The sequence below is a fragment of the Motilimonas pumila genome (genome assembly GCF_003596335.1).
GTDB lineage: Bacteria > Pseudomonadota > Gammaproteobacteria > Enterobacterales > CBDFNC01 > Motilimonas > Motilimonas pumila.
Genome location: NZ_QZCH01000010.1, coordinates 1 through 13,127, shown reverse-complemented (window position 1 = coordinate 13,127; position 13,127 = coordinate 1). Strand labels below are relative to the sequence as shown.

Genomic DNA, 13,127 nt, shown 5'->3' with positions numbered 1-13,127 from the left:
GGAATGTTTTTATTATGCTTTCAGAACCTTTTTATACTACCTTGGCTTTTTCTTCAATCAATTTATCAACAACTGAAGGATCTGCCAGGGTAGAGGTATCACCTAAGCTGCCAGTGTCGCCGGTAGCGATTTTACGCAAGATACGGCGCATGATCTTACCTGAGCGAGTTTTTGGTAATGCTTCTGCCCAGTGCAACACGTCTGGGGTCGCGATTGGACCAATTTCTTTACGTACCCACTGCTTAACTTCCGCGTGTAGCTCTGGGGTTGGCTCTTCACCGGCATTCAATGTTACGTAAGCGTAAATGCCTTGGCCTTTAATTTCATGTGGTACACCCACTACAGCGGCTTCAGCAATCTTTTCATGTGCCACAAGTGCACTTTCAATTTCGGCGGTACCCATACGGTGCCCTGATACGTTTAATACGTCATCAACACGACCCGTGATCCAGTAATAACCGTCTTCGTCACGGCGTGCGCCGTCACCAGTGAAGTACATGCCCTTGAAGGTCGAGAAGTAAGTTTGCTCAAAACGTTCGTGATCGCCGTAAACGGTACGCATCTGACCTGGCCAGCTGTCTACCATCACCAGGTTACCCTCGGTAGCACCTTCAATGATTTGGCCTTCGTTGTCCACCAAGGCGGGTTGAACGCCAAAAAATGGGCGAGTCGCTGAACCAGGTTTTAATGCCGTTGCCCCCGGTAGTGGGGTAATTAGAATACCGCCAGTTTCGGTTTGCCACCAAGTATCAACAATAGGGCACTTCTCGTCGCCGATGGCGCGGTAATACCACTCCCACGCTTCTGGGTTAATTGGTTCACCTACCGAGCCCATCACTCGTAGCGAGTTGCGGCTAGTACCCGCTGTTGCTTCATCGCCTTTCGCCATCAATGCTCGAATGGCCGTTGGCGCGGTGTATAGAATAGATACGTTATGTTTGTCTACTACCTCACTCATGCGTGCGGTGGAAGGGTAGTTAGGCACGCCTTCAAATAAAATAGTGGTTGCACCATTAGCCAGAGGGCCATATACCAAGTAAGAGTGACCAGTGATCCAGCCTACATCAGCGGTACACCAGTAAACATCGCCTGGTTGGTAATCAAACACGTACTTAAATGTCATAGTGGCGTATACCAGGTAACCACCTGTGGTGTGCAACACGCCTTTAGGCTGACCAGTAGAGCCTGAAGTGTAAAGAATGAACAGTGGATCTTCTGCGTTCATTTCTTCTGGCTCACATTGCTCTGACGCATTTTCAGTAATTTCGTGCCACCATAAATCGCGGCCTTCGGTCCATGCAACGTCACCGCCGGTGCGTTTTAACACAATCACTTTTTCAATACACTTGGTGTCTGGGTTTGTTAAAGCTTGGTCAACGTTTTGCTTCAATGGTACTGCACGGCCACCACGAAGACCTTCGTCAGAAGTGATGACGATGGTAGAGTTCGAATCTATGATGCGCCCGGCTAATGCCTCTGGAGAGAAACCACCAAAGACAATGGAATGAACCGCGCCGATACGGGTACATGCCAGCATCGCAATCGCTGCTTCAGGTACCATAGGCATATAAAGACAAACTACGTCGCCTTTTTTCACGCCTTGTGCTTTTAACGCATTGGCAAACTGACATACTTCTTTATGCAGTTCGTTGTAAGTCAATGATTTATCTTCTTCTGGGTTATCGCCTTCCCAGATGATGGCTACCTCGTCACCTTTGGTTGCAAGATGGCGATCAATACAGTTAGCTGAAACGTTTAAGGTGCCGTCCTCAAACCATTTGATATCGACATGGCCTGGGTCATAAGAAGTGTTTTTTACTTTAGTGTAAGGCTTGATCCAATCTAAGATTTGTCCGTGCTCGCGCCAAAAACCTTCTGGGTTGACGACAGATTGCTCGTACATTTTTTGATAACCGGCGTCATCAATTAGCGCGTTAGCAGCAATATTTTCCTTAACTGGATAAATTTTCAGTTCACTCATCTTCACTCCTTGCGGGAATTTCAATCAACTGCTGAGCTATTATTTGGTTATTGCCCTAGCAGGTAAAATGTTTAGATAACATCAGTTAAAACCAAACTGTTAACAATTAGACTTTCGGCTAAAGGCTTGTATTGGTCCCACTTTCACGTTTGGTGCCATATCATAGAGAGGCTCAAGTTAAAGTAATGTGAAGCGTCTCACCGAAATGCCAAAATTTTGTAACAGCTCATTTACGCTTTTGTTGCAACTGCTACCAAGCTCACAAATTAGTTTTGTGCCATGTTGTGGTTTTTTACCTCCTTGAATTAATGCTAAGCCAGTTTATGTCTTGGCAAACGGTCTCGATCACATGAGTTTTGGTCGATTGCCGTAGGTGAGTTTTAAATACATTAAAGCGGTTGTAATCGCGTCACCCACTGCGCTGTGGCGCCCTAACACTGGAATGTCTAAAGTGGTGGCTAAGGTCTCAAATTTATGGTCAACCCAAGCGTCGGGGTAATAGGCATTGACTTTTTTGTAGTAGATATTACACAGTTCGATGGCGTCATTTGGCAATTGAAAATCATAGCGTTGCTGGCAACATCGGTTTAACAAAGCCAAATCAAACTTTACAAAATAGCCTAAAATAGGTCGGTTACCGATAAATTGCAGTAGTTCAGGTAAGGCTTGCTCTAACGTGATGCCGTTGGCTGCGTCTTGGTTGCGGATCCGATGGATCTTTATCGCATCTTGCGGTATCACTTGTTTGGGCTTAATGGCGAGGTTGAGCTGTTTGGAAGTGAGTACGCGTTGACCCTTAACGATTACCGCACCAATCGAAATAATGTCGTCGATCTTTGGGTTGAGGCCTGTGGTTTCAAAGTCTAAAGACACGATTTCATCGCCATGATATGGCTCAAACAGCCATTGATAGCCCGCACGAGCCGCTTTTTTTTTCTCAAATGGCATTTTGCAGTGTTTAAGAAACTGAAACAGCATGGCTAGTAATCTCTGATCATAAAGTGTTGCGCGAGCAGCTTTTTAAACTTTTTCACTACGTGCAAACCATGACGCAGTAAATCCCGTTCATTAGGGCTCAATTGACTTAAGCTTAACTCATTGTTGATGCCTTGATGTTGCCCAAGCTGCTGTTCGAGCCGCAGCCAAAAGAATAATTGCAGGGTATGAATTAAGTTGGTTGCCATTTCCGGATCAATGACTTGTTTTTTTTGTAGCTGTTGAATTCTCTCTATGGTGTTTGTAGCGTTTAATGCATGCTCAATACTCAAGGCGCGCACACCGTGCACTATGGTGAAAATACCGCCTTTTTTTATGTCGAGGTGATCTTCTTGTGCCTTTAAACCGCCAAATAACCCTAGTGGGGTGGCAAAGCGCAGCGCAATAGCCGCAAATTGGGACATTTTGACCGTTTGTTGGTTAAAGCCGTCCAGCAGTGTTTGTTTCAGTTGCTTAAGTAAAGCGTCGGGGCCGCAAATACAGTGTGCGTCAGCTAAAATGGCCAGCTGCATTATGTCGTCACCTTGCTGGCTTTGGTGCCAGTGTTGAATTTGACGCTGCCATTGCTGACTGGTGTTTACCCAAGCAGGGTTATTTACCATCACCTTACCTGGGCAAGCAGGGTACCCGCAAGCTAAAAGACCTTGACTAAACGCCTCTAAATATTGTGTTAAATTGGGCTCTGTAAAGCCATCGCGTATGATCAAGGCATTGTCTTGATCTGTTTTAATTATTTGCTCGCCGCGGCCTTCGCTGCCCATCACAATTAAACAGCAGTGTTGCTGCACGGCATCCGGCATAATAAGTTGAAACAAACGTTTCATGACTTGACCATTCATGGTCGCCATCAACTTCATAATAAACTCGATTTTGATGCCGTTATTGGTGAGGTTTTGTACCAAAGTTTGCAGCGTGATAGCCGCGTCTTGTAATTCTGTAAGATCTTTGGCTCTGGCTATTCGTAGCGCCAGTACGTGAGAGTGAGTAGAGAACAAACTTAACAGATGGGGCATTTCTAAAATGCCGGTAATACGCAGGCCTTGTTTGACGACCACTCTTTCAATGTGGTTTTGTGTCATTGCCAGCATGGCGTTAAATAAAAAATCGCCTTGCGCGACGGCAATTAAATTAAAGTGAGCAAAGCCAAGTACTGGTGTGTCATTAGCCGCTTGTGCCATCACACTTGCTTTAAGCAGGTCGGTGCCAGTGAGCATGCCATATTGCCCTTCATGTTCAACCAATAAGGTTTCAATCTTTTGCTCTAACATCATTTGCGTGGCATGCTTGATACTGGTGTCGTCGGCAATCACTACCGCAGGCTGAATGTTGGAGTCATCTATTTGGGTTAATATAAATTCTGACAAGTTTTTGTCACCTACTCGAGCCTCTAGCTTGGCGTATTTTTGCGCCAAGTTTTGTTGAAAATGATCAACAAATGCGGGGTTCTCTCGGGTGAGCTTTAAAAAGAACTCAGTGGGCAGCTGATAGCAAAGCGTTTCTTCCATACTGCGATAATCATGCTTGCAAGGACTGCCAAACTGGCTGCGAATGTCAAAGTAATCGCCGTGAGTATAATGCGCGAAGACCTCTTGGCGAGTGTTATCAAGCTCTTCTATGACCCCCTTAATGATGATGTAGAAACTGCTGACTTGCTGGCCTTGAGTCAGTATCTGAGCACCAGATTCAAAATAAACAATGTCTAACTGGCGCTGTAATGCATCTTGCTGAGCCAAAGTGAGCAAGCTAAAGGGAGGCTCGCTGCAGTTGAAATCTGTGGTCATATGCTCAGGCTATGTTAATGGGAGGTAATATAAGCATTATTGATATCGACGCCAGAGCCAATGCGACTTTAGTCTGCGACCAATAAAGATTTCGAAAATAGCGTTTTTTTATGACTTTTTAACTATATTTTAGTGACGAGTGCATTACTTAATGCTAGAAATGTGAACTTAGTGTCGCGGTCGTTTTTTGTTCATGTTAAATTATCCCGTTAGGGAAATGGTGAACATTTTGCTAAAAAGTGGCGGCTTGACCCTGGTTGAATTGATGATTTCTGTGGCCGTAATCGGAACAACCTTAACCATAGGTATTCCCTCGTATCACAGCATGATAGAGCGGCAACACCTGTTGGTAACGACTGATGTGATTTACCAACAATTTCGATTGGCGCGCAGTTATGCCATCAAACACAATCAACAATTGGTAATGCAGTTTTGCCAGCAAGGTGAACAATGGAAAGTTGGCCTAACGACAAATACCGAGTGCGATTGCTTTCAACCTCTTTCTTGCAGTTTAAACGGGCAAGAGCAGGTATACGATTTTATTGATGGAAAAAAAGTCAAACTTGAGTCGATTAATTATTCTCACTCAAAAGTTTGGTTTTCACCAATACGGTTGAATTCAAATGGCGGGACGATAATTATATCTACCGCGAATGACAAAAAAATAAAAATAATTACCAGCTTGATTGGTCGGATAAGAATCTGTCAAATCGGCGCTGTTGGACTGGGTTACACGGAATGTATATAAAAAAATCTCTCGGTTTTTCATTAGTTGAACTAATGATCTCCCTCGCACTTGGCACCCTGGTCATTGCCATGATCTCTGGGCTATATGTGTCTGGTGTGGTCAATAACATACATGGCTTAAAATATTCTCGGCTGAAGTCAGATTTACAAACTCTGATGTATATTATGGAAACAGATATTCGTCGTGCTGGATTTAGAGGCGACACGGATAGTTATGCTTTAGGTACCCTCTCAGGACCGAACAATTTTATGTGGGAAGAAAGTATTTCTCATACCATTGGCTCTGGCGCAGCAGCAACTACAGTCACCCTTGATGCCGGGATAGCCGCTAAAATACTCACTTTTAACACAGTTGCGAACAGCTGCATTCTGTTCAAATATGATATTGACAAATCAGGAGGAACACCTGACACCAATGAGCATTTTGGATATAGGTTAAATGGCAGTGTTATTGAAATGTCAACGAACTCTTCTAGCTCTCCGGCTTCATGTGATGATGGCGATTGGGTTTCGATAACCGATAGCAACAGCATGACTATTTCAAAGTTAAAATTCTACGATGCTCCTCCTGAAGGCATTGCCCCTATCACTTCCGATTATAGTCGCATGCGATTTATTACAATTGAATTGGAAGGGGCAGTAAGTATTGGCGACGGGACGGCCACAGAATCTATCAAGTCGGCGGTACAAATTAGAAACTTGGAGTTATTTCGATGAAAAGTCAATATCATACTCGTACTCAGTCGGGGCTGGCGACGCTTACCGTTACATTAATACTGCTTATTGCCGCAACCAGTTTTACTTTTTACAGCATGAAATCAAAGGTTTCTCAAACGAAAATAGCATCTAATGATGTGAGGTATACAGAAGCTTTGGTAAATGCTGAATCTGGATTGGATTATGCTCTGAGTTTACTTAATAGCAAGGATTGGCAAACAGCAACTGCCGGCATTTCCAGTGCTGACCTTGGCGCTGGTAAAATGGAATATACGGTCACTCAGCAATCGGCAAAATATGGACTAAAGATCACTGAGGCTTGTGCCGGTTGTGACACGTTTATTGTGGCTTCAACGGGAGAAAGCTCACTTGATGACAACCAGAAAACAGTATCAAGAATCGTTAAAGTAGCTAGCGCAGGAGGCAAAATCAAAGCACCAATTCTTGCGGCAGGATCTTATGAAATTTATGGCTCAAGCAATGTTCACCCTGGTACCGCAGATTCTGCTATTCAAGCGGGGGGATCAACTCAAGGCTTAGTTGGTTCAAGTCAAACAAATGGGAAACCAGTTGACACGGATATTGGTGCATTGAGAGGTGATAACTTTCTAACTTATATGGGGGTTACCCAAGACAACTGGGCTGATTATAAAGCTCAGCCTGAGGTTCAAAAAATCAATGGTTGTGGCTCGCTAGCTACAGCTATTGCAGCTGCAGAAGCCCCCAAAACAATATGGGTTACCGGCGATTGTAATGTCAGTGGTATAGGAACCATAGGAGCGTCTGGCAAGACGAATAATATTACCAATGGTGTCACCCTGATCATACATAATGGTAACTTATCGGGCACATTTAATATGTATGGACTGATTTATGCGTTTAATTCGAACAATGACGTCACGTCAGCGAGCTTCCCTTACGAAGATCGCACATTAGCTCGCTTTGGCGCAGATGTGACTGGTGATGTATTCGGGGCATTAATTCTTGATTACAAGTATGTGGCTCGTTATAACGGTTCGCTAACCGTACATTATAATGATGATGCACTCGAAAATAGGCGTACATTATTCCCTAATGATGCATATTGGGTTCCAGGAGGTTGGAGTGATTTTTAATAAGAAAAATCAAGGAATAGGTTTAATTGAAGTTCTTGTTTCTTTGCTGGTTATTTCTGTAGGTGTGGCAGGCATTATTAGCTTGCAAAAGCATATGCGTAAAAAAAGCGCGGAAGCGGAAGAGTACTTAAACGCAATCACATTAGCGCAAGAAACATTCGATGATTTAAGGTCATTTAAAGATACCAACTATGCTTCTGTTGTAGCGGCAGGTAATGGTAACAATATATCATCTTTAGAAAGCCACACTTTATCTGATGGAATAACTTATAGTCGAACCATTGTTACTCCAACCGATCTTGCTTTAGTCTCCTCTGGTGGCATAACCTCAGATAACCAACTAAAGTCAGTTGACGTCAAGTTGACTTGGAGTTCCCTTTCCGGAGAAACAAAAAACCTAACTTATACCGGACACATTAGCCCTATAAGTCAATTTGCCGCGGATAAAGTATACGAAGAAAATAATGGCGGCTCAGGTGGAGGGACATACCCGACAATAGATCCTGCAATGGATCCTTATGATGCAAGTCATCAACCACCTTTATACGTCGCAAATTATCCTTATTTTGCTACAGATCAAGTGTCTTGGGACTTAGACGGTGATGGGGTGAATGAAAAGTATATATGTGCTTCTTCTGCGATTAATTGCTCTGATGACGCTTCTTGGGGGCCTGATTCTGGGAACTTCCCATATACTGCTAGCGATGACGGGTGGAAAGAGTGTCCGGCAGGCGACTGTACAGGTTTAGTTCCCCGCCCTACCTGGTTGTAACTTGCATAGATTTAAGGCAAACCACTGGCTCGCGACTTTTTTCGCGAGCTTTTTCTTTTGTTGGGGCATCTTTTTACCTTTTTGGCCCTTATGGCTGGAGCAAGAAGGGTTAGATCCTGGCTTGGTCGGCACTGTGCTCGGCGTCGCCTTGTTTCTTCGTTGTCTGTCGAGCTTGTGGTTGGTTAACCGAGTCCAACGGGAAAGCCAATTAATCATCGCCATTCGCTGGCTATGTTTACTTACATTAGGCGTCTTTGCGCTATTTCTTGCTTTTAACGGCTGGTATTGGCTAGCGGGATTAACCTTGCTGGCCAATTTTATTATTGCGCCTTTAATCCCTTTGGGGGATGCGGTAGCGACCCGCTGGGTCAAGCAAATTGGCCTCGACTATGGCAAGGTGCGTTTGTGGGGCTCTATCAGTTTTATTGTTGCAGCCATTGCCACAGGTTGGCTCAGTGAGCAATATGGCCATCACGTAATTTTATATACGCTGTTATTCGCACTGCTGCTTACTTTCTCGGTTGCCATCCTTAACCCTACCCCAGCTCTCACAGACTCGCAACAAACCAATACCGTAAGAGCCAGTTTATGGCAGGTTTGTCGCCTGCCGGGCTTGTGGCAATTTTTATTGGTCACAAGCTGCATTCAAGGCAGTCATGGCGCCTATTACACTTACAGCGCCATATATTGGCAAAGTGCTGGCATACCAGAAACCGTTATAGGTTATTTATGGGCATTTGCCGTGGTAGCAGAAGTGCTGTTAATGGCAAACGCTAAGCGTTGGTTTGCCAATGTAACCTTGCCAAAGTTGTTTATGTTAGCCGCTACTGGAGCTGTTATTCGTTGGACTGTGTTGGCCCTTTCTACCGACGTTACCGTGTTGTTCTTATCGCAAGCTTTACACGCGTTCACCTTTGCCTTGGCGCAAATAGCCGCCATACGTTTTATCGCCGAGAAGGCGCCTGCAGCATACAGCATTCAACTGCAAGCGCTCTATTCCGCTTTAGCTTTAGGCTTGGCGATTGCCTTAGCAACCTTGGTTTCAAGTAGCTTATATCAAGCTTGGCAAGGCAATGTATTTTGGTTGATGGCACTCATGGTGCTGCCGGTGTTTGTGATTTACGGCCGCGCCAGCTCTAACTCTTAGGCTTGTTTGCTTGTCAATCAGGCAGGCTTTATTGAACAATTGATTTTCATGACTTTATTGGTGGGATTACCATGGATCTCGGTTGGATCATTGCGCCTGTTTCTATCATTTATTTGTGTCTATTGTTTGTGGCCGCTTGGCTTGGTGACAGAAACCAGCACTCGCGCCTTAAATGGCAACCTATCATTTATAGCTTGTCGATCGGTGTTTATTGTACCTCTTGGTCGTTCTACGGCACAGTAGGTCAAGCCGCCACGGATTTTTGGTCCTTTATACCCATCTACCTTGGCCCCATTTTAGTGTTCACCTTCGGGTGGAAATTAGTGGGCCGCATTATTCTCATTTCAAAACGCGAACATATTACCTCTATCGCGGATTTTATCGCCGCTCGCTACGGGAAATCGCAGCAGTTGGCCATGGTTATCACCCTGATTGCGGTGGTGGGCATATTGCCTTATATCGCCTTGCAACTAAGGGCCATAGTCATGGGGCTGGAGCTATTGGTAGCGCCGCAACTGAGTGAGGGGAGCCACAGTGATAACGCCGGCATGATGGCATTATTAGTAAGCTTGGCGCTGGCCATGTTTACTATTTTATTTGGCACCCGGCGCATTGATATTACCGAGCACCACAGGGGCATGATGATCGCTATCGCGTTTGAGTCTTTGCTAAAGCTGGTGGCTTTTGCAGCTGTGGGCATATTTGCCGTTTATGTTATTTACTCCGCTCCTGAGTCGCTAACAGCACCTGTACTCAGTGATTACGCTGACAAAGCCACGTCATTTTCGGTTGCCCAAGGCATTGAAATGAGTATTTTAATGCTACTTTCTGCCTGCGCCATGTTTTGTCTACCGCGGCAGTTTCACGTGACCGTGGTTGAAAATAATCAAGGCCAAGATTTACACTGGGCTCGTTGGTTGCTGCCTTTGTACTTACTCATTATGGGGGCGTTTGTTATCCCCCTTGCGATGGCCGGTGATGTATGGCTGGCAGGGGATGTGCAGCCAGATAATTACGTTATTAGCTTACCGGTGGCATTTGAACATTCCAGTTTGGCGATTGCTGCTTATTTGGGCGGCATGTCGGCGGCCAGTGGCATGGTGATTGTGGCAACGATTGCCCTGTCCATTATGATCAGCAACGATATTATTTTGCCCTTGATATTGCGCCGAAAAAACTTTAGTCAAGGCAGCTTTGGCGAATTCAAAGACTTACTCATTAAGGTGCGCCGCACTGCCATTGTAGTGTTATTGCTATTAGCCTGGGCGACCCATTTACTGATGAGCCAGCTTGACTCACTGGCGGCCATAGGGGTGCTATCTTTTGCTGCCATTAGTTTGTTCGCGCCGGCTTTGCTTCTGGGCTTATTTTGGCGCAATGGTAACCGTAATGGCGTTTATATTGGCCTTCTACTGGGTGGCAGTTGTTGGGTGTTAACCTTACTGAATGAGGTGGGTTGGCTTGGCGGCGACGCTTCAAATAACCTCATGATTTATTTGCTTACACCACCAAGGTTCGGCGGTTTGTCTGATATGGCGCCAGCGTATTGGGGCATTTTGGTCAGCATAGTGCTGAATTTAGCCGGTTATGTTTTAGGTTCGATTTTTACTAGCCCAACGTTAAGCGAGCGGATGCAAGCGTCGGGTTTTGTCGGCTCGACAGAAAGCGATCCGGTCGCATTTTACCAAGCAAAAGTCAGGGTGGAAGAGTTGGAGATGCTGGCTACCCGCTTTTTAGGTAAACGCCGGGTGCGGCTGCACTTTAGTCGGTATGCCCGCATTAATGAGTTAACTCTCAAGCCCGACATGCAAGCGCCGGGCTCGTTAATTGAGTTAACCGAGCGGTTGCTTGCGGGGGTATTTGGTGCATCTTCTGCGCGATTAGTGTTGACCTCTGCACTGCAAGGGCGCGACATGCAATTAGATGAGCTTGCCACCATAGTGGACGAAGCCTCTGAGCTGTTTCAGTTTAACCGTGGTTTATTGCAAGGGGCGATTGAGCACATCAATCAAGGTATCTCAGTGGTGGATCATCAGTTGCAGCTAGTGGCATGGAACCGCCGTTATATCGAATTGTTTCAGTTTCCAAGAGAGCTTATTCAAGTTGGCCGACCCATTGAAGATATCATTCGGTATAACGCAGGTAATGGTCTACTTGGGGAAGGTGACGTTGAGGAGCAAATTTTACGTCGTTTAGAGCACATGCGAAACGGCACGCCCCACACCTCTTCTCGGATTAGAGATGATGGCAAAGTCATTGAAATGCAAGGTAACCCCATGCCTGGCGGTGGCTTTGTAATGAGTTTTACCGATATCACGGCGTTTCGTAATGCCGAACAAGCGCTTAAATCTGCCAATGAAAATTTAGAAGCCAGAGTGACAGAGCGAACCGAGGCTTTGTCGCACCTTAACAGCGAATTAATGCACGCGACGGCGCAGTCAGAGATGGCCAATCGTTCCAAAACCCGTTTTCTTGCGGCAGTCAGCCACGACTTGATGCAGCCGCTTAACGCTGCCAAGTTGTTTACGTCTACGTTATTAGAAACGGCTGCCAGCAGTGAAACAGAAGTGATCGCCAAGCACATTGATGACTCACTGAATTCAGCTGAAGAACTGATCGCCGATTTATTAGATATCTCACGCATTGAAGCGGGCAAATTAATCGCTAAACCCAAACATTTTTATCTCAGTGACGTATTAGACCAACTAGAAGCCGAGTTTGGAGTATTAGCGAAAGAGTACGGCATTGTCTTTCGCACTTATCATAGTCATTTACCCGTGTACTCGGACCCTAAGTTGTTACGGCGCATTCTACAGAACTTTTTGACCAATGCCTTTCGCTATAACCCCAAAGGCAAAGTGTTACTGGGCGTCAGGCAACGCGGCGAGCAAATAGACATTCAAGTCTGGGATAATGGGCCCGGAATTGCGCAGGACAAGCTGGCAGACATTTTTGAAGAGTTTCTCCGTTTGGATCACTCTAAAACGGCTCAAGAGCAAGGCCTCGGCTTGGGGCTTGCCATTGCCAAAGGCTTGGCAAATCTATTGGGTCATACTCTTGCTGTGCGCTCTTGGCCCGAACAAGGCACTGTATTCAGCGTGACCTTAGCTCGCTCACAACCAAGTTTAGTGCAGCACACGCAAGCCGTGCAGCCCAAAGCGGTAGATTTTACGGGCTGGGATGTTTTATGCATTGATAACGAGGCGGATATTTTGACCGCAATGAGTGGCTTGCTGCAAAAATGGGGTTGCAAGGTGCATTGCGCAGAAAGCTTAGACGCCGCGATGAATGTGTTTGTCAGTGGCATTCGTCCTAAAATGATACTCAGCGATTATCATCTTGGAGAGGGAAAAACCGGGTTACAAGCGCTGCACATGTTAAGGCTTCGCTATGGCGATATTCCAGGCGTGGTAATCAGTGCTGACCGTCAGCCAGAGCTGCTGTCGCAAATCAAGCAGCACGGTTATTATTATTTAAGCAAACCGGTAAAGCCACTGAAGCTTAAAGCCTTGTTAAGGGCGATGGCAAATTAAAGTTAATTTTACCGTATAATGCCTGCCTCGAAGGACGCAGGCTTTGTGTTTTAAATAAGAAAGAGTAAGTGACTGCTTACTCTTTTTATGTAACTATTCAGCCGCGAGGACTTGACACCAAAATTATGTGATCCAGTTAACTTGATCCCACTTTCAACTTGAGTGTTCTTTTTGTGGTGGCAATCTGGTAGGATGAATAAGAAAACATTACCTCCACCGCCAGATTTCGATTCGCCTGAAGAGGCGAAGGATATCATCCAGTTTTTATGGAATAAGTTGGCAGAACTTGAAGACAGACTAAATCAAAATAGTCGAAATTCTTCTGTGCCGTCATCACA

At 45.4% G+C, this 13,127-nt stretch carries 10 protein-coding genes; 7 read left to right on the top strand and 3 right to left on the bottom strand.

Going from position 1 to position 13,127, the window contains the following annotated elements; genetic code table 11:
* Window positions 1–31: 31 nt before the first annotated feature.
* The 3 genes from acs to D1Z90_RS09125 form a co-directional block, all read right to left on the bottom strand.
* Entirely contained in the window at window positions 32–1,981 is a 1,950-nt protein-coding gene (acs, locus tag D1Z90_RS09135; protein WP_119910449.1) for an acetate--CoA ligase, read from the bottom strand.
* A gap of 345 nt (window positions 1,982–2,326) precedes the next feature.
* Window positions 2,327–2,959 carry a 3'-5' exonuclease gene (locus D1Z90_RS09130; RefSeq protein WP_119910448.1) on the bottom strand — a complete coding sequence of 211 codons (633 nt, stop codon included), beginning with the start codon at window positions 2,957–2,959 and terminating at the stop codon, window positions 2,327–2,329.
* Between the two features lie 2 nt (window positions 2,960–2,961).
* Window positions 2,962–4,758 carry a DUF294 nucleotidyltransferase-like domain-containing protein gene (locus D1Z90_RS09125; protein ID WP_119910447.1) on the bottom strand — a complete coding sequence of 599 codons (1,797 nt, stop codon included), beginning with the start codon at window positions 4,756–4,758 and terminating at the stop codon, window positions 2,962–2,964.
* Window positions 4,759–4,987: 229 nt separating this feature from the next.
* Here D1Z90_RS09125 and D1Z90_RS09120 point away from each other — a divergent pair, with 229 nt between their 5' ends.
* The 7 genes from D1Z90_RS09120 to D1Z90_RS21695 all read left to right on the top strand — a co-directional run.
* Entirely contained in the window at window positions 4,988–5,506 is a 519-nt protein-coding gene (locus D1Z90_RS09120) for a GspH/FimT family pseudopilin (RefSeq protein ID WP_158587096.1), read from the top strand.
* A complete protein-coding gene (locus D1Z90_RS09115; RefSeq protein ID WP_119910445.1) occupies window positions 5,497–6,222 on the top strand; it encodes a PilW family protein in 726 nt (241 codons plus the stop codon). Before D1Z90_RS09120 ends, D1Z90_RS09115 begins: the two co-directional genes overlap by 10 nt.
* The gene (locus D1Z90_RS09110; protein ID WP_119910444.1) at window positions 6,219–7,337 is read left to right on the top strand and encodes a pilus assembly PilX family protein; all 1,119 of its coding nucleotides are present in this window, start codon (window positions 6,219–6,221) and stop codon (window positions 7,335–7,337) included. The genes D1Z90_RS09115 and D1Z90_RS09110 overlap by 4 nt, the downstream gene beginning before the upstream one ends.
* Complete coding sequence (locus D1Z90_RS09105) at window positions 7,327–8,109, top strand: type IV pilus modification PilV family protein (protein WP_158587095.1); 783 nt, start codon at window positions 7,327–7,329, stop codon at window positions 8,107–8,109. The genes D1Z90_RS09110 and D1Z90_RS09105 overlap by 11 nt, the downstream gene beginning before the upstream one ends.
* Window position 8,110: 1 nt before the next feature.
* Window positions 8,111–9,256: a 3-phenylpropionate MFS transporter gene (locus D1Z90_RS09100; protein ID WP_119910442.1), complete on the top strand. Its 1,146-nt coding sequence runs from the start codon at window positions 8,111–8,113 to the stop codon at window positions 9,254–9,256.
* Window positions 9,257–9,327: 71 nt separating this feature from the next.
* Window positions 9,328–12,789: a hybrid sensor histidine kinase/response regulator gene (locus tag D1Z90_RS09095; protein WP_119910441.1), complete on the top strand. Its 3,462-nt coding sequence runs from the start codon at window positions 9,328–9,330 to the stop codon at window positions 12,787–12,789.
* A gap of 192 nt (window positions 12,790–12,981) precedes the next feature.
* Window positions 12,982–13,127 (top strand): DUF6444 domain-containing protein (locus tag D1Z90_RS21695; protein WP_232525231.1); only part of this gene is annotated, 146 nt, incomplete at its 3' end.